General features: G+C 59.8%; 13 protein-coding genes. 7 read left to right on the top strand and 6 right to left on the bottom strand.

All coding sequences use genetic code 11. From position 1 onward, the window contains the following. The first annotated feature begins 8 nt into the window (after nt 1–8). Together D3Z90_RS25890 and D3Z90_RS25895 are read left to right on the top strand one after the other, a co-directional pair. Nucleotides 9–509: an outer membrane beta-barrel protein gene (locus tag D3Z90_RS25890; protein ID WP_136478712.1), complete on the top strand. Its 501-nt coding sequence runs from the start codon at nt 9–11 to the stop codon at nt 507–509. A 68-nt stretch (nt 510–577) separates the two neighbouring features. Continuing rightward, nucleotides 578–2,008 carry a mechanosensitive ion channel family protein gene (locus D3Z90_RS25895; protein WP_136478713.1) on the top strand — a complete coding sequence of 477 codons (1,431 nt, stop codon included), beginning with the start codon at nt 578–580 and terminating at the stop codon, nt 2,006–2,008. Between the two features lie 3 nt (nt 2,009–2,011). Here D3Z90_RS25895 and D3Z90_RS25900 read toward each other — a convergent pair whose 3' ends face one another. Together D3Z90_RS25900 and D3Z90_RS25905 are read right to left on the bottom strand one after the other, a co-directional pair. Beyond that, nucleotides 2,012–3,298, bottom strand: coding sequence for an FAD-binding oxidoreductase (locus D3Z90_RS25900; RefSeq protein ID WP_136478714.1), 1,287 nt, complete (start codon nt 3,296–3,298; stop codon nt 2,012–2,014). A 111-nt stretch (nt 3,299–3,409) separates the two neighbouring features. After that, complete coding sequence (locus D3Z90_RS25905; RefSeq protein WP_136478715.1) at nt 3,410–4,900, bottom strand: aldehyde dehydrogenase family protein; 1,491 nt, start codon at nt 4,898–4,900, stop codon at nt 3,410–3,412. Between the two features lie 135 nt (nt 4,901–5,035). Between D3Z90_RS25905 and D3Z90_RS25910 the strand changes: the two genes are divergently transcribed. Further along, nucleotides 5,036–5,947 (top strand): LysR family transcriptional regulator, encoded by a 912-nt coding sequence (locus tag D3Z90_RS25910; protein ID WP_136478716.1) that lies wholly within the window; start codon nt 5,036–5,038, stop codon nt 5,945–5,947. A gap of 81 nt (nt 5,948–6,028) precedes the next feature. Next, a complete protein-coding gene (locus D3Z90_RS25915) occupies nt 6,029–7,426 on the top strand; it encodes a VOC family protein (RefSeq protein ID WP_136478717.1) in 1,398 nt (465 codons plus the stop codon). 45 nt (nt 7,427–7,471) lie between these two features. On the opposite strand, the gene D3Z90_RS25920 is transcribed toward D3Z90_RS25915, so the two are convergent. Then, a complete protein-coding gene (locus D3Z90_RS25920; protein ID WP_136478718.1) occupies nt 7,472–8,392 on the bottom strand; it encodes a LysR substrate-binding domain-containing protein in 921 nt (306 codons plus the stop codon). Nucleotides 8,393–8,548: 156 nt separating this feature from the next. Between D3Z90_RS25920 and D3Z90_RS25925 the strand changes: the two genes are divergently transcribed. Next, nucleotides 8,549–9,937 (top strand): NorM family multidrug efflux MATE transporter, encoded by a 1,389-nt coding sequence (locus D3Z90_RS25925; protein WP_136478719.1) that lies wholly within the window; start codon nt 8,549–8,551, stop codon nt 9,935–9,937. An 87-nt stretch (nt 9,938–10,024) separates the two neighbouring features. Here D3Z90_RS25925 and D3Z90_RS25930 read toward each other — a convergent pair whose 3' ends face one another. Beyond that, nucleotides 10,025–11,689: a bifunctional diguanylate cyclase/phosphodiesterase gene (locus D3Z90_RS25930; protein ID WP_136478720.1), complete on the bottom strand. Its 1,665-nt coding sequence runs from the start codon at nt 11,687–11,689 to the stop codon at nt 10,025–10,027. A gap of 265 nt (nt 11,690–11,954) precedes the next feature. Here D3Z90_RS25930 and rep point away from each other — a divergent pair, with 265 nt between their 5' ends. After that, complete coding sequence (gene rep / locus D3Z90_RS25935; RefSeq protein ID WP_136478721.1) at nt 11,955–13,964, top strand: DNA helicase Rep; 2,010 nt, start codon at nt 11,955–11,957, stop codon at nt 13,962–13,964. A 63-nt stretch (nt 13,965–14,027) separates the two neighbouring features. Continuing rightward, nucleotides 14,028–14,600: a xanthine phosphoribosyltransferase gene (locus D3Z90_RS25940; protein WP_136478722.1), complete on the top strand. Its 573-nt coding sequence runs from the start codon at nt 14,028–14,030 to the stop codon at nt 14,598–14,600. 76 nt (nt 14,601–14,676) lie between these two features. On the opposite strand, the gene D3Z90_RS25945 is transcribed toward D3Z90_RS25940, so the two are convergent. Together D3Z90_RS25945 and D3Z90_RS25950 are read right to left on the bottom strand one after the other, a co-directional pair. Beyond that, entirely contained in the window at nt 14,677–16,542 is a 1,866-nt protein-coding gene (locus tag D3Z90_RS25945) for an acetyl-CoA hydrolase/transferase C-terminal domain-containing protein (RefSeq protein ID WP_136479049.1), read from the bottom strand. 139 nt (nt 16,543–16,681) lie between these two features. Beyond that, nucleotides 16,682–17,104 carry a cytochrome c5 family protein gene (locus D3Z90_RS25950; RefSeq protein ID WP_178084197.1) on the bottom strand — a complete coding sequence of 141 codons (423 nt, stop codon included), beginning with the start codon at nt 17,102–17,104 and terminating at the stop codon, nt 16,682–16,684. Nucleotides 17,105–17,191 lie beyond the last annotated feature (87 nt).

Raw genomic sequence — 17,191 nt, forward strand, 5'->3', positions numbered from 1 at the left:
GATGAACAATGAAATTCGCAAAACAGTTTGTAGCCGCTTTGGTCGTATTCAGCTCTGTCGGCGTCATGGCGGATGACCGTGGCCTTTATCTGGGCGGCGGCCTCACCAAGGTTGACACCGACGAGCATCAATTGAGCGATGACGACAACGCCTACAAGGCCTTTGTAGGCTACCGGCTGAACCCATACCTGGCGCTCGAAGGTGCCTGGGTAGACCTGGGCAAATTCGATGGTGAGTACGCGGACTTCGAAGGCCACTCGCTGCAAGCCACCGCGCACCTCGGCTTTCCCATAGGTCAACGCATACGCCTGTTCGCCAGCGCCGGCGTCCACGCCTGGGATGCGGACAAAGACGTCGCCGGCGACAGCAGTGATTTGGACATGACCTACGGCCTTGGCGTCGAGGTCGATGTGTTGCGCAACATTGGCGTGCGCCTGGAGCAAGAAGTGCTCAAGGTGGGTGATATCGATCTGGACCAGACCAGCGCCAGTGTCTACTTCATGTTCTAGGTACCCACCAGTAGTAATTGCCGCAAACCTGCTCTTTACTAGCAACACCCCACCGCCGCGAGATCGGTATGTTCGCTCTTATCCAGAGTTACCCATTGCTGATCGGTATCGTTCTGATCGCACTCGATATTCTGCTCTGGCAAGTGACCCCGCTCAAGCGGCGCGCCTTGCGTATCGGCCTGCGCCTGGGTGTGTTCCTGTTGTTTACCTGGGTGTTGATCAGTTCCGGGGTAAGCCCGTTGCAGCCAGCGCCTTGGACCGACGATGTAGCCCGCAATCTGTTGGCAACTGTTCTGGGCATTGGTTGGTGGCTATTCGCAGCGCGGACCATGACCGTTGTGATCGGCGTGATTTTGGTAGCGCGCAGTAGCCATACCGGCCGCCTGCTGCAAGACGTACTCGGTGCGGTGATCTTTTTAGTGGCTATTGTCGCCGCAGCCGCTTACGTGTTGCAGCTACCGGTAAAGGGGCTGCTGGCGACCTCGGGGGTAATGGCGATTGTCATTGGCCTGGCGCTGCAAAGCACCCTGAGCGATGTGTTCTCCGGGATTGTCCTCAACACCACCCGCCCTTATCAGATAGGTGACTCGATCAGCATCGACGGCACTGAAGGCAAGGTCATCGATATCGACTGGCGCGCCACCCGCCTGCTGACCGGCAACGGCAGCCTGGCGGTAATTCCCAACTCGGTAGCGGCCAAGGCCAAACTGCTCAATTTCAGTCAGCCAAACGATGTACACGGCGTGTCGATCAGCGTGGTGATTCCGGCGAGAGTCCGTCCTCGGCGCGTGTTCGATGCGCTGGAGAAAGCCCTGCAAGGTACGCGTACGCTGCTGAGCACGCCGCCACCCAAGGTCACCATTAAAAGCTCCACGCTGGAATCGGTCGAATACGAAGCCAGCGGTTTTGTCAGTTCAATGAGCCAGAAAACCGATACACGCAATCACCTGTTCGACCTCGCTCATCGCCACCTCGAAGCAACTGGCGTGGTGTGGAATACCGACAGTCTGCCATCCCAAACCTGGACCCGCCAGCGTGCGCTGTTGGAAGACGTACGCATTTTCCGCTCACTGAGCAGCGAGGAAAAAGACAACCTCAGCCAACGCATGACGTCAGTCGAATACCTGGCTGATCAGGTGATCCTGGGCGTGGGTGATAACTCGGACTATCTGCTGGTGATAGGCACTGGCGTGGTGTCGGTGGTGGTGCGGGACGGTGACAAGCTGATCGAGGCCGGACGCATGGGGCCGGGCGAGATCCTGGGGGTTGAGAACCTACTTGAGGCTGAAGACTCAACGGCTGAGTTTCGCACCTTGTCCAGTTGTCTTCTGTACCGCATCGACAAAGACGAAGTGCGCAGCTGTCTTGAGCAACGGGGCGAAGTCAAGACAGCGCTGATCAAGCTTCAACGTATCCGTCAGCAAACGCGGCAGTCGCTGCTGGAACAAAAGCCGGCAGCCATCAAGAAAGGCGGCTTTCTCAGTTGGCTGCACAAGTAGCCGTTACAACACCACGCGCAAACATTGCCCGGCGTGATACAGCGAGAAGCCGGTTTCATAGAAGCCGGTGCGCAGGGCCGGTGCTGAAACCGGCTTCATTGGCGAAAACGGAACAGGCAGGGTATCCGGGTTGTCTTGTAGGAGGAACTGCGCAAAGGCCTTGCCGATCACCGTTCCGGTGGTGTTGCCCCGGCCGTTGTAGCCGGTGACCGCGACCAGGCCCGGGGCCGGCTCGAACAGGCGCATCAAGTGATCAGGGGTGAAGTCGATGCAGCCGGTCCAGTGCATTTCCCACTCGACTTTGCCCAACTGCGGGAAGTAGTGATTCTGGATACGGTCGGCCCAGCTGCGAATGAACCAGCTTGGCTTGTTGTCGACCCGACCCAGGCTACCGAGTAGCAGCCGGCCTTCATCATCACGACGAATGCTGCTCAGCACGGTGCGAGTGTCCCAGGAGCCTTGCCCGTGCTTGAGCACGTTATCAGCCGCAGCGCCTTGCAGCGGCGCCGAGGCGACCTGGTAGTAGTAGCCCCGGAAAAAGTGCTTCTGCAGCGAGGTCCAATCGCCTTCGGTGTACGCGCCGGTGGAGATAACCACTTTGTCGGCGCTGACCGCGCCATTGGCAGTTTTCACTCGCCAGCCGCGGTTTTCGCGCTCCAGTCCCTCGACAGCGGACTGCTGGAAAATCTGCCCACCCAGGCGGCTGACGGCTGCCGCCAGGCCTTGGGTGTAGGCCATGGGGTTGATGGTGCCAGCGCGGCGGTCGAGCAGCGCGGCGGAAATCTTGTCGGTACCGCAGTATTCCTCACACGCTGCGCCAGTAAGCAATTCGACGTCGGCTCCGCGACGGCTCCACTGCTGATGACGCGCCTGCAAGTCGGCTACTCCGGTGGCGTTATGCGCCATATGCAGGGTGCCAGTATTGTGTGCCTGGCAGTCGATGCCCAAGCGTTCGATAGTGGCGAAAACTTCAGCAGGTGCCTCGCCGAGGACCTTGTTCAGGCGACTGCCTTGCTGTTGGCCAAGCGTAGCTTCAACGTCATCGGGACGAATCCAGGTACCGGCATTGACCAGACCGACGTTGCGACCCGAACCGCCGTGGCCGATCTTCCAGGCTTCCAGCAGGATCACCGACTTGCCAGCTTCAAGCAGGTGCAGCGCGGCGCTAAGACCGGTAATGCCACCGCCAATGACGCAGACGTCGGCCTTGAGTTCGGTGGCCAGCTTATCGACCGGCGCAGCGAGCGTGGTTACGTGTTCCCACAAACAGTGTTGACGCAGCTCTGGCATGGCCGGCTTCCTTGATTATTGTTGTTCGGTGGAGCGCTTGTCGCGGAGCCAGCGTGCTCCCACAGTATCATTGAGACTTGTAGAAGCGGGCTGGACCCGCGAACAACCGGATCAGTCGAACACGATCCCCTGCGCCAATGGCAGCTCACGCGAGTAGTTCACGGTATTGGTCTGACGACGCATGTAGGCTTTCCACGAATCAGAGCCCGACTCACGACCGCCACCGGTTTCTTTCTCGCCGCCGAAGGCCCCCCCAATTTCCGCTCCGCTAGTGCCGATATTGACGTTGGCAATACCGCAGTCGCTGCCCGAAGCGCTCTGGAAGCGCTCTGCTTCACGCAGGTCGGTGGTGAAAATGCACGAGGACAAGCCTTGCGGTACTTCGTTGTTCAGGCGCAGGGCCTCTTCGAAGTCGTCATAGGCCAGCACGTAGAGGATCGGGGCGAAGGTTTCGTGGCACACCACGGCGCTTTGCGCCGGCATCTCGGCAATGGCTGGCGATACGTAGTACGCATTCGGATACTGCTCTGCCAACTGACGCTCACCACCAAACACTTGGCCGCCTTCATCGCGAGCACGCGCCAGGGCATCCTGCATGGCGCTGAAGGACTGCTTGTCGATCAGTGGCCCAACCAGGTTGTCCTTGCGCGGATCACCGATACGCACTTTGGCGTAGGCAGCTTTCACCCGTGCAACCACCTCGTCCTTGATCGAGCGATGCACGATAAGACGACGCAGGGTGGTGCAACGCTGACCGGCCGTACCGACGGCGCTGAACAGGATGCCGCGCACGGCCAGGTCCAGGTCTGCGCTAGGCGCCAGGATCATGGCGTTGTTGCCACCCAGTTCGAGGATGCTGCGACCAAAGCGGGCGGCAACCCGTGGACCGACTTCGCGCCCCATGCGGGTACTGCCGGTGGCGCTGACCAGCGGCACACGCGGGTCGTCGACCAGCGCTTCACCGGCTTCACGATCACCGATAATCAGTTGGCTCAGACCTTCTGGCGCATCGCCAAAGGCTTTCAGGGCTTTCTCGAACAGCGCCTGGCAGGCCAGCGCGGTCAGCGGGGTTTTCTCGGAAGGCTTCCACACCACGGCGTTACCGCAAACCAGCGCCAGCGTGGTGTTCCAGGCCCAAACGGCAACCGGAAAGTTGAAGGCGCTGATGACGCCGACCACGCCAAGCGGGTGCCAGGTTTCACGCATGTGGTGGCCAGGGCGCTCAGAGGCGATGGTCAAACCGTACAACTGGCGCGATAGACCCACGGCGAAGTCGCAAATGTCGATCATCTCCTGCACTTCACCCAGACCTTCCTGAGTAATCTTGCCGGCTTCGACCGAAACCAATTCACCCAGGGCAGCCTTGTTTTCACGCAGTACTTCGCCGAACAGGCGAATCAACTCACCGCGACGCGGCGCCGGAACATTGCGCCAAGCCTGAAATGCTTGCGCAGCCTTGTCGATTTTTGCCACGACCTGGGCTTTGCTTTCCAGGTGCACCGAGGCAATCGCGCTGCCATCGATAGGGGTGTGAACGGGATGGTTGCCATGGGTGTAGGCAGTGGCCGGGACACCGAGGCGGTCAAGCAGTCCATCAACCATTTTCTTCTCCTGCATGCGATGAGTGGTTGAATTAGTGATCCGGATCAGTATTAATCCGATCACTCTGGCGCAACAAACGACCTTTATTCTGCATATCATTCCGCCAGGTAATGATCTACCCGCTTAGAGACTGCTATGTCCAAACGTCTGGTGCCATCGATGGCCGCCCTGCAGTGTTTCGAGGCTGCCGCCCGGCACCTGAGCTTTACCCGCGCAGCCGAAGAATTGCATCTGACCCAGAGCGCGGTGAGCAAACAGGTCGCCCAACTTGAGGAGATGCTGCGCCATCACCTTTTCCTGCGCATCCGCCGCCGCCTGCAATTGACACCTGCTGGTGCGCTTTACCTGGCCGAGGTCAACAAGATCCTCACCCAGGTAGACATGTCCAGCCGCTACATCCTCTCCTACGGTCAGCAGACCGAAGTATTGAAAGTAGCCACTCAACCGAGTTTTGGCGTGCGCTGGTTGATTCCTCACCTAAAAGGCTTCGGCAAACGCCACCCGAATATCCATCTGGATATCCGCAACGAGATGGAACCCTTCGCGCTGCTGCAGGGTAAAGCCGACGTGGTGTTTTTCTTCGGCCAAGGCACTTGGCCTGGAGCTACCTGTGTGGAGCTATTCGGCGAAGAGGTTGTGCCGGTTTGCGCACCGGAGTTGGTGCAGGGCCGCACGCTCAAAGACGCCAGCGAATTGTCCGAGCTTGTGCTGTTGCAAAGCACATCGCGCCCCGAGGCTTGGCATGAGTGGTTCCTGGAACAAGGCCTGCACTCGGCCCATAGCTACCACGGACCACGCTTCGACACCTTCTATATGAGCCTCAGTGCTGCCCAGTCCGGCTGCGGTGTGGCCCTGGTGCCGCGTTATCTGGTGGCGCAGGAGCTGGCTGAGGGCAAGTTGGTCGTGCCCTGGCAGCACAGCATGCGCAGCAATGGCTCACATTTTCTGGCGTTTGCCGAGCATGCAGCGGAGGTGCCGAAAGTGCGCGCACTGGTCGAATGGATCGCTACCGAATTGGCGCCGGAAGATCACGAATTTACGGAATAATTGATCGACTTTTTTTCGCTTGCGGGAGTAGTGCATTCCTCGCTTTCATGTAGCGGTGCCCACTTCACCAGGAAGCTTTCGATGCCCGCTCAAGATTTCGTTAGCCCGGACAGCATTCGCGCGCAGTTCTCGGCCGCCATGTCGCTCATGTACAAACAAGAGGTGCCGCTCTATGGCACGCTGCTGACGCTGGTGAGCGAAGTCAACCAGCAGGTCATGGCCGAGCAGCCGCAAGTGGCTCAAGCCCTGCGCCTGACCGGCGAGATCGAGCGCCTGGACCAGGAGCGTCATGGCGCAATCCGAGTCGGCACCGCCGAGGAGCTTGCCACCATCGCCCGCCTGTTCGCGGTGATGGGTATGCACCCGGTGGGTTACTACGACCTCAGTTCCGCTGGCGTACCGGTACATTCAACTGCCTTTCGGGCCGTTCATGAGCAATCGTTGCACATCAGTCCGTTCCGGGTATTCACTTCGTTGCTGCGTCTGGAGTTGATCGACAACCCAGCGCTGCGAGAACTGTCACGGCAGATTCTCGCCAAACGGCAGATCTTCACTCCACGCGCCCTGGAGCTGGTTCAGCAGTGCGAGCGTGATGGCGGCTTGAACGCCAGCGATGCCGACGCCTTTGTTAGTGAAGCCCTGCACACTTTCCGCTGGCACCAGGACGCCACCGTGACAGCGCAGCAGTATCAACAGTTGCACGATCAACACCGGTTGATCGCCGATGTCGTGGCGTTCAAAGGCCCGCACATCAATCACCTGACACCGCGAACCCTCGACATCGACGCCATTCAGGCAGGCATGCCAGCCAAAGGCATTTCACCCAAGGCCGTGATCGAAGGTCCACCACCGCGTCGCTGCCCTATCCTGCTGCGCCAGACCAGTTTCAAAGCCCTGCAGGAAAAGGTCGCCTTCAGCGATCAGCAGGGCGCTGCCAGCGGCAGCCATACCGCCCGTTTCGGCGAGATCGAGCAGCGCGGCGCAGCACTGACGCCCAAAGGTCGCCAGCTGTATGACCAACTGCTTGATGCCGCGCGTGACTCGCTGGGTGGCGTGCCGGCAGAAGCCAACGCCGAGCGCTACATGAACTTGCTCGAGGAAAGCTTTCAGGCATTTCCGGACGACTTGGCGCAAATGCGTGAACAGGACCTGGCGTACTTTCACTACTTCCCGACCGAACGTGGCCTTGCAGCACGTGGAGAAACCCAGCGCCCAACCTCGTTACAAGGACTGATCGACGCCGGGCATGTGCAATTTGCAGCACTGGTGTACGAAGACTTCCTACCGGTCAGCGCTGCGGGGATCTTCCAGTCCAACCTGGGGGACGATGCCCATAGCGAGTACGGCAGCAATGCCAATCGCGATGCGTTCGAACAGGCATTGGGCAGGTCGGTACAGGATGAGCTGGCGCTGTATGCCCAAAGTCAGCAGCGTTCGTTGCAGGCGTGTGCCCGAGCGCTGGACTTGCCTGAGTTGTAACGGCGTCATCGCCGGGCCAGCCCGCGCCGACAACTGCCGCGATAATTAACTGAGGACCTGCACCTTCGGCAGGTCCATCGCGGCGGCTTCGCCCTGCAGGAAGTCACTCAAGCGGCGCAACCGCTCGCCCCCCGGCCGGGTCTTTGGCCACACCAGGTAATAATCCAGACCACTGGCTACCGCCGTTGGCCAGGGCAGGCTCAAACGCCCCTGAGCCACGTCCTCGGCCACCATCAGCAGATCACCCATCGATACGCCATACCCCCGGGCTGCCGCAATCATGCCCAGCTCCAGGGTATCGAACACTTGCCCACCCTTCAGCGAGACCTTGTCGGTCAGGCCCATGCGCGCCAGCCAACTGCGCCAGTCGCGCTTGTCAGGTGTCGGATGGAGCAACTCGATGCCTGCCAGGCGCTTGGCGTCCCAGGGGCCGTCCGCCCGGAGATCGGGCGCGCCCACCGGAATCAATAGCTCAGAAAACAGCCGTACCACTTCCCAGTCCGGGGGAAAGCGCCCATCGCCCAGCAACACCGCACAATCGAATGGCTCATGGTTGAAATCGACGTGATCAACATCCATCCAAGCACTTGTCAGTTGCACCTCGTTGCCCGGTTGCAGATGACGAAATCGGCTGAGTCGCGCGAGCAACCAACGCATGGTCAGCGTCGAAGGTGCCTTCATGCGCAAGATGTCGTCCTCACTGCGTAGCGTATTGCAGGCACGTTCCAGCGCGGCAAAACCTTCGCGCACCCCGGGCAGCAGCAAGCGGGCCGCCTCACTGAGCTGCAAGCTGCGGCCATTGCGCACGAATAACCGGCAGGCGAAATGTTCTTCCAATGTGCGGATGTGTCGGCTGACTGCGCTCTGGGTGATTGATAACTCATCCCCGGCGCGGGTGAACGAGCTGTGCCTGGCAGCAGCCTCAAAGGCTCGCAACGCATACAACGGCGGTAAACGACGGGACATGTGGTCAATCCTGCAGGTGCTGCCTGAGTGTTGGTCAACATCATACCGGCATGAGTTTTAATCATGCCAATGATCGCTTTTATCCTTTTGTGCAAAACCTTACAAAAGATGAGAATTTCAAACTTTCCGAAATCAGCTTCAAAAAAGGACGATTCAATGCAGGTCGCACCCACACATGAACTCAAGGCTCTGCTGCGCCTGGCCGGTCCGCTGATCGCCTCGCAGTTGGCCCACATGCTGATGGTGCTGACCGACACCCTGATGATGGCCCGCATCAGCCCACAGGCCCTGGCCGGCGGTGGCCTGGGTGCGGCCAGCTATTCGTTCGTGTCGATTTTCTGCCTGGGAGTGATTGCTGCCGTCGGTACCCTGGTGGCGATACGCAAAGGTGCCGGTGACATACCCGGCGCTACCCGCCTGACTCAGGCCGGACTGTGGCTGGCTTGGGCCATGGCCATTGTCGCAGCGCTAGCGCTGTGGAACCTTGAACCGGTGTTGCTGCTACTGGGCCAAAGCCCGAACAACGTCGAAGCCGCCGCCCAATTCCTGCTCCTGCTTCCTCTGGCCCTTCCCGGCTACTTGAGCTTCATGGCCTTGCGCGGCTTCACCAGCGCCATCGGCCGCTCGACGCCAGTAATGGTCATCAGCCTGATCGGCACGGTGGCCAACTTCCTGCTCAACTATGCGCTGATCGAAGGCATGTTCGGCTTGCCCAAGCTGGGCCTGGTCGGAATCGGCCTGGTCACGGCCGTCGTTGCCAACTGCATGGCCGTGGCCATGGCCCTATACATACGCTGGCACCCGGCCTATGCCCCTTATCCGATTCGCACTGGCCTGAGCCGCCCCTCCTGGCCAGCCCTGCGTGAGCTCTGGCGCCTGGGACTGCCCATTGGCGGAACCTATACGGTGGAAGTCGGCTTGTTCGCTTTTGCCGCGCTGTGCATGGGCGTACTGGGCAGCACGGAACTGGCAGCCCACCAGATTGCCCTGCAGATCGTTTCCACCGCCTTCATGATCCCGGCCGGGCTGTCTTATGCGGTCACCATGCGCGTCGGCCTCTACTATGGCGCGGGTAATCTACCTGGCGCGCGGCATGCCGGGCGGGTCGGCATCGGTTTCGGGGCGACGATGATGCTGATGTTCGCCATCCTGTTCTGGCTGTTGCCTGATCCGTTGGTGGGGCTGTTCCTCGATCACGGTGATCCCGCCTTCGCCGACATTATCCAATTGGCCGTGAGCCTGCTGATGGTTGCGGCCTGGTTCGAGCTGTTCGATGGCGTACAAACCATCGCCATGGGCTCGATTCGTGGCCTCAAGGATGCCAAGACCACCTTCCTGGTGGGACTGTTCTGTTACTGGGTGATTGGCGCTCCGGCAGCCTGGCTGCTGGCCTTTACCCTCGGGATGGGTGCGGTCGGCGTCTGGTGGGGCCTGGCAGTGGGCCTGGCCTGTGCGGCAATAAGCCTGACACTGGCGTTCGAGTGGCGGATGAAGCGCTTACTGCGCAATGCTGGCAGCTTGAAAACTGCCGTATCAGCGGCGTAAAACTGCACTCGGAGCGGATTTATCCGCGAAGGGCTGCGCAGCAGCCCCAACGCCAGCAACGCCTGCTCCCAGACCACGGTTGCCCCACTACAAGGCGATGGATTGCTGCGCCGCGCCACTGAGTAGAAACGTCATCAGCTCATCGATTGGCAACGGCCGGCTGATCAGAAACCCCTGAACCTGGTCACAGTTGAAACTGCGCAGCAGGTCCAATTGCTCGGGGGTTTCCACCCCTTCGGCCACCACCTCGAGGTTAAGGTTATGCGCCAGGTTGATCATGGCGTGGACCAGCTTGCGGTTCTCCTCACGCTTTTCCATGCCACCGACAAAACTGCGATCGACCTTGAGCAGGGTAATCGGCAGGCTGTTGAGGTGGACGAAGGATGAGAAACCAGTGCCAAAGTCATCGAGAGAAAAGCGCACGCCCAGCCGCCCAAGGGCATCCATGGTTTGCTCGACCAGATCGTTACGGCGCATCACCGCCGTCTCGGTAAGTTCGAACTCCAGCCATCGCGCATCCACGCCATGCTCGATGATCAGCCGACTCAGCGTCGCCAACAGCTGGCTGTCCTGAAACTGGCGGAACGACAGGTTCACCGCCATGTGCAAGGGCGCCAGGCCCTTTTCCCGCAGCGCCTGCATGTCGCGCAGGGCTCGTGAGATTACCCAGTACCCCAAGGGCACAATCAAACCACTCTGCTCGGCGAGCGGCACGAACTCACTGGGTGGCAACAAACCACGCTCGGCATGCCGCCAGCGCACCAGCGCTTCCAGGCCAACGATGCGCCCGTCGGTCATGTCCAGCCGAGGCTGATAGTGCAACTCCAGTTCATCGCGACGCAGGGCGCGGCGCAACTCGCTCTCCAGATCAGCGAGGCTGCGAGCGTTGCGGTTTATTCGCTCGTTGAAGATATGAAAGGTGCAACCCTGGGTACCTTTGGCCTGCTGCATGGCAATGTGAGCGTGCCACATCAAAGGATCAGCGCCACCCTGCGCACGCGCATGGGCAACACCCAGGCTGCAGCCGAGGAGCAAGCTCTCGCCATCGACCCAATAGGGCTCGGCCAAGGCCTCGGTAATGCGTTCGGCCATCCACTCGGCACGTTGCGGTTCACGTCGCGTATCGATCAGCAGGGCAAATTCATCACTGCCCAGGCGCGCCACCTGGTCACCGGCCTCAAGCTGGCTCTTCAAACGCCCGACCACCTGCAGAATCAAGCGGTCGCCAGCCTGGTGACCCAGCGCGTCGTTGGCTCGACGGAAGTTATCCAAGTCCAGATGCCCAAGGGCGACGCCCCGTCCCTCATTGTCGGCCAGGCGTGCGGCCAGCAGGGTCTGGAAGCCCTGGCGATTGGCGATACCGGTCAACGGGTCCTGCTCGGCCAGGCGCTGCAAGGTGGCTTCCAGCACGCCACGCTCACGTACATGACGAAGGCTACGGCGCAGGATATCGGGGCCCAACTGATCAAGCACCAGCCAGTCGCTGACGCCCGGTGGTGGCGATTGCGGTTCCTGCTCAAGCAACAACACCATCGGCAGGATGCAGCGCCCTGGCGCAGGCTGCAGCTGCGGCGTTGCCAGTACCAATGCGTTGCGGTCATTGGCAAACAAACTATCGACCGCGTCCCAGCTGGGTGCGGTCAACATCACCGCGCTACCCGCCAGCGGTGCCAGACAATCACGCAGGGCCGAGGCCCATTCGGGCTCATCAGCCAGCAACAGCAAACGCAAGGGTTCGACAGGCGTAGACAAGCTGGCTCCTTAGGACGTGGACGCAGTCAAATGACAATGGGCAGCGAGAGGCTCATCCTAAACCATTAGTGAAAATGATTTTCACTTAAAGTCGCGCCTATCCATTTGCCGACATCCCGCAGGTTTCGCCATGCATCCTGCGGGAAAGTATCAAAAGCGGCAAATTTAGATCGAGTGGTACGTCACACTGTCAGACGGTCGCGGCAGAATCTCTCTACGCCTGCTAAAATGCCCGGCTATTTTTCAGGCGACCCCGGTTTTCTTCATGTCCCGACTCAATCCCCGGCAACAAGAAGCCGTGAACTATGTCGGCGGCCCTCTTTTGGTGCTCGCCGGTGCCGGTTCCGGCAAAACCAGCGTGATCACCCGTAAAATCGCGCACTTGATCCAGAATTGCGGCATTCGTGCGCAATACATCGTGGCGATGACCTTCACCAACAAGGCCGCGCGCGAGATGAAAGAGCGGGTCGGCACCCTGCTACGCAAAGGCGAAGGGCGCGGCCTGACTGTGTCGACATTCCACAACCTGGGCCTGAACATTATCCGCAAGGAGCATCAGCGCCTGGGTTTCAAACCGGGCTTCTCGATCTTTGACGAGACTGACGTCAAAGCCTTGATGACCGACATCATGCAGAAAGAGTATTCGGGCGACGATGGCGTCGACGAGATCAAGAACATGATCGGCGCCTGGAAAAACGATCTGATCCTGCCGCCTGAAGCATTGGAAAAGGCGCGCAATCCCAAGGAGCAGACCGCCGCCATCGTCTATGCCCATTACCAGCGCACGCTCAAGGCGTTCAACGCGGTGGACTTCGACGACCTTATCCTGCTGCCGGTCAAGTTGTTCCAGGAGCACGCCGACATCCTGGAAAAATGGCAGCACAAAGTTCGCTACCTGCTGGTGGATGAATATCAGGACACCAACGCCAGCCAGTATTTGCTGGTGAAAATGCTCATCGGCACGCGCAACCAGTTCACCGTGGTGGGCGACGACGACCAGTCGATCTACGCCTGGCGCGGCGCACGTCCAGAAAACCTGATGCTGCTCAAAGAGGACTATCCGTCACTGAAGGTGGTGATGCTGGAGCAGAACTACCGCTCCACCAGCCGTATTCTGCGCTGCGCCAACGTGCTCATCTCGAACAACCCGCATGCCTTTGAAAAGCAGTTGTGGAGTGAGATGGGCCATGGTGACGAGATTCGTGTGATCCGCTGCAAGAACGAGGAAGCCGAGGCCGAACGGGTGGCCATGGAAATTCTCAGCCTGCACCTGCGTACCGATCGCCCCTACAGCGATTTCGCCATTCTTTACCGCGGCAACTACCAGGCCAAGCTGATTGAGTTGAAGCTGCAGCACCATCAGGTGCCGTATCGCCTGTCTGGCGGCAACAGTTTCTTCGGGCGTCAGGAAGTCAAAGACCTGATGGCCTACTTCCGCTTGCTGGTCAATCCGGATGACGACAACGCCTACCTGCGCGTGATCAACGTGCCGCGCCGCGAAATTGGCTCAACCACCCTGGAAAAGCTCGGCAACTACGCCACCGACCGCAAGATTTCGATGTACGCCGCCAGTGAAGAGCTGGGCCTGGGCGAGCATCTGGACAGCCGTTTCACCGACCGTCTGCAGCGCTTCAAGCGCTGGATGGACAAGGTTCGTGAGCAAGTCGCTCTGGAAGACCCTATCGCGGCCTTGCGCGGCATGGTCACCGACATCGATTACGAAAACTGGATTCGCACCAACAGTTCCAGCGACAAAGCTGCAGACTTTCGAATGGGCAACGTCTGGTTCCTGATCGAGGCATTGAAAAATACCCTCGAAAAGGATGAAGACGGTGAAATGACCATCGAGGAGGCCATTGGCAAGCTGGTCCTGCGTGACATGCTTGAACGTCAGCAGGAAGAGGAAGACGGTGCCGAGGGCGTGCAAATGATGACGCTGCATGCGTCCAAGGGCCTGGAGTTTCCTTATGTGTTCATCATGGGCATGGAGGAAGAGATTCTCCCCCACCGCTCCAGCATCGAAGCTGACACCATCGAGGAAGAACGACGTCTTGCCTACGTGGGCATTACCCGCGCACGCCAGACCCTGGCTTTCACCTTTGCAGCCAAGCGCAAGCAGTACGGCGAGATCATTGATTGCTCGCCAAGCCGCTTCCTCGACGAGCTGCCGGATGATGACCTGGCCTGGGAAGGCCTTGACGATGCGCCGACCGAAGTGAAGGCCGCACGCGGCAATAATGCATTGGCCGATATCCGCGCCATGCTTAAACGTTAGATAATCAACCTTTGCTGCGGCGTACTGCCGTGGCCACTCTTGCTACATCGAGGAAATACCACAGTGGAAGCACTGCACCAGAAGATTCGCGAAGAAGGCATCGTGCTTTCCGATCAGGTTCTCAAAGTCGATGCGTTTCTTAACCATCAGATCGACCCTGCGCTGATGCAACTGATTGGCGACGAGTTTGCCCGTCGGTTCGCCGACTCCGGCATCACCAAGATCGTCACTATCGAGGCCTCGGGTATCGCCCCGGCGGTGATGACCGGCTTGAAGCTGGGTGTACCGGTGATTTTCGCGCGCAAGCACCAGTCGCTGACCCTGACCGAAAACCTGCTGACCGCGTCGGTATATTCCTTCACCAAGCAGACTGAAAACACCGTGGCGATCTCCCCGCGCCACCTCAACAGCAGCGATCGCGTGCTGGTGATCGACGACTTCCTGGCCAATGGCAAAGCCTCTCAGGCCCTGATTTCGATCATCAAACAAGCTGGCGCTACCGTTGCCGGCCTGGGTATCGTTATCGAGAAGTCGTTCCAGGGCGGCCGTGCCGAACTGGACAGCCAGGGCTACCGCGTTGAGTCGCTGGCCCGGGTCAAGTCGCTCAAGGATGGCGTGGTTACTTTCATCGAGTAAGCCGGCGCTCATGTCGCGGGGACAGCCCGCTCCCACACAAAAGTCGTGGGAGCGGGCTTGCCCTGCGATAGTGTCCTCAAACCGACGAAGTCGCCTGCAACCCCGCCAGCAGCAAGCGCTGGTACAGCTCATCCTTGAGCCCCTGCGGCTGCGCCAGTCCCATGCGCTGTAACTGCTGTGGATAAGCCTCCGGTGCCGGAGCGTCCAAGGCGGCCTTGCCCAACGACAGTACCTCGCTCAATTTGAATTTGCTCTTGAGCCAGTTCAACGCACGCAACAAATCGCGCTCTTGCTCAGTGAAATCACTGCCCAACGGGTACTCGGGGAACAACTGCGCGTGCCCGTCACGCAAGCGTTGCAAGCGCTGCGGTGTGTTGTCGGTAAAGCGTGGCGCCAAGGCAAAGTCGGACGGCAGCTTGCCGGCCTTCTGCGCCTGTGCGATCAACCCGGCCTGAAAACGCGAATCGCAGATCTGCAGAAGTCGCCGGATGGTTTCGGCATCGGTCTGCCCGCGCAGGTCGGCGATCCCGTACTCAGTGACGACCACATCACGCAGGTGCCTTGGAATAGTGCAGTGGCCGTACTCCCAGACCAGATTCGAGCTCACCTCCCCAGCCGACTCCCGCCAACTACGCAGCAGTAGAATCGAGCGTGCACCTTCCAGGGCATGACCCTGAGCGACAAAGTTGTATTGCCCCCCAACGCCGCTGAGTACCCGTCCGTCTTCCAACTGGTCGGCAACCCCGGCCCCCATGAGGGTCATGGTGAACACGGTATTGATGAAGCGTGCATCCAGGCGCTGCGAACGCTTGAGCGCTTCCTCGCCGAACAGTTCGTTGATGTAGCTGATTGCGCACATGTCGATACGTTTGCGGCTTTCCAGCGGCATGTCGCGCAAGCGCTGATAAAACGCCCGAGGCCCGAGGAAGAAGCCGCCATGTGCCAACACGCCGCCAGCGACCGGGCGCCGGATAATGCCTGCTTCCAACAGTGCCAACAGGCCGTTGACGAACATTTCGCTACAGCCATACAAGCCGTGAACGAAAGGCTCGGTGCCGCCTTCGCGCTCGATCAAGGCGTGCCAGGGATGCAGGTTCATCGCACCCAGGAGTGCCTGGTAGGCTTGGCTCTCAGACTCTCGCGCCAGGAGCGCCGCGGTCAGGGCGTCGCCCATGGCCCCGATGCCGATCTGAAGGGTGCCGCCGTCGCGCACCAGGGTGCTGGCATGCAAGCCGATGAAATGATCCTGGGGCGTGACTGGCATATTCGGTGTGGAAAACAGCCGCCTGCGCTCAACCGAATCAATCAGTAAGTCGAAATCCTGACGGGGCAATTCCGAGCCACCGGGCATGTAGGGAAGCTCGGCGTGCACCTGACCCAACAGCAGGATGGTTTCCCCGGCAGCACGACGGCGCTCGATCATCGGCAGCAGATCGAGCGTGATATCCGGATTACAGCTGAGGCTCAGGTGGTCTGGGTACTGCGTATCCTGCGCTACCAACTGCGCCACCAGGTTCAAACCTTTCGCATTGATGTCCCGCGCTGCGTGACTGTAGTTACTGCTGACGTAATCCTGTTGAGCCGTGGCGCTGTGCAGTAGGCTGCCGGGCTGCATGAAAAACTGCTCGACGCGAATGTTGGCTGGCAAACAATCCTTGCGCAGGTCGCTCAGGTACTCGAGCTCTTCATAGTCGGCAAATACCCGTTCGAGGAACGGTTCGAGAAAGCGCCGCTGCAGGCCGTCGCCTAGATCAGGCCGCCCCAGGCTGAGCGCGGTATAAATCGTCAAACGCCGCTGGGGCAGTTGCCGAACACGCGCATACAAGGCGTTGACGAAAGCGTTGGGCTTGCCGAGGCCCAAGGGCAGCCCCATGTGGATATGTGCGGGCAAACGCGCCAACACTTCGTCTACTGCCTTTTCGATTGAGCAACTCTGTGGCATCTGCGCCTCCCGGTCATCCTTGCAGGTTGGACCGAGCATGGCTTGAGTTTGCTCCCCAGTCCACACCAGCGGGAGCGAGCCTGGCCTGCAGAAACAACAAAGCCCGCTCGTGGCGGGCTTTGTTGTCGAAATTGCAGGCTTACAGGCCGGACATTTTCTTGATGGCGCCCATCAGGTCGTCATCCGAGCAATCCGCGCAAGTGCCTTTAGGCGGCATGGCGTTAATGCCGGTGATTGCTTTGGCCAGGATACCGTCCAGGCCACCTTGGTGGTCGGCACGCTCTTTCCAGGCAGCGGTGTCACCTATTTTCGGTGCGCCCAGCAAGCCACTGCCATGACAGGCATTACAGTGCTTGGCGATAATATCGTCCGGGGTCTTGGCAGCGCCGCCGCCTGCGGAAGCAGCAACTTCCATGCCCTTGCATTCTTGACCTTGTACACACACTTGTCCGACTGGTTCGAGTCGCTTGGCAATGTCGTCGTTGGTCGCAGCTGTTGCGCTGACTGCCCAAAGGGCCAATACGGCAGCTGGTACGGCCAGCATTTTCTTGATTAGATTCACGCGTACACCCTCATGGTGGCTAGTCACGCCCGCGGCCACGGTTTCGCAGGCGGCGCAAGTATAACGGGAACCCTGCCATACCGAAAC

Origin of the sequence: Pseudomonas sp. DG56-2 (genome assembly GCF_004803755.1) — a bacterium.
Lineage (GTDB): Bacteria > Pseudomonadota > Gammaproteobacteria > Pseudomonadales > Pseudomonadaceae > Aquipseudomonas > Aquipseudomonas auratipiscis.

Bases quoted from the DNA above. Each gene is read 5' to 3' on its own strand.
- rep (WP_136478721.1), top strand. From the start codon at position 11,955: ATGTCCCGACTCAATCCCCGGCAACAAGAAGCCGTGAACTATGTCGGC.
- D3Z90_RS25905 (WP_136478715.1), bottom strand. From the start codon at position 4,900: ATGGTTGATGGACTGCTTGACCGCCTCGGTGTCCCGGCCACTGCCTAC.
- D3Z90_RS25895 (WP_136478713.1), top strand. From the start codon at position 578: ATGTTCGCTCTTATCCAGAGTTACCCATTGCTGATCGGTATCGTTCTG.
- D3Z90_RS25910 (WP_136478716.1), top strand. From the start codon at position 5,036: ATGTCCAAACGTCTGGTGCCATCGATGGCCGCCCTGCAGTGTTTCGAG.
- D3Z90_RS25945 (WP_136479049.1), bottom strand. From the start codon at position 16,542: ATGCCACAGAGTTGCTCAATCGAAAAGGCAGTAGACGAAGTGTTGGCG.
- D3Z90_RS25925 (WP_136478719.1), top strand. From the start codon at position 8,549: ATGCAGGTCGCACCCACACATGAACTCAAGGCTCTGCTGCGCCTGGCC.
- D3Z90_RS25915 (WP_136478717.1), top strand. From the start codon at position 6,029: ATGCCCGCTCAAGATTTCGTTAGCCCGGACAGCATTCGCGCGCAGTTC.
- D3Z90_RS25890 (WP_136478712.1), top strand. From the start codon at position 9: ATGAAATTCGCAAAACAGTTTGTAGCCGCTTTGGTCGTATTCAGCTCT.
- D3Z90_RS25900 (WP_136478714.1), bottom strand. From the start codon at position 3,298: ATGCCAGAGCTGCGTCAACACTGTTTGTGGGAACACGTAACCACGCTC.
- D3Z90_RS25920 (WP_136478718.1), bottom strand. From the start codon at position 8,392: ATGTCCCGTCGTTTACCGCCGTTGTATGCGTTGCGAGCCTTTGAGGCT.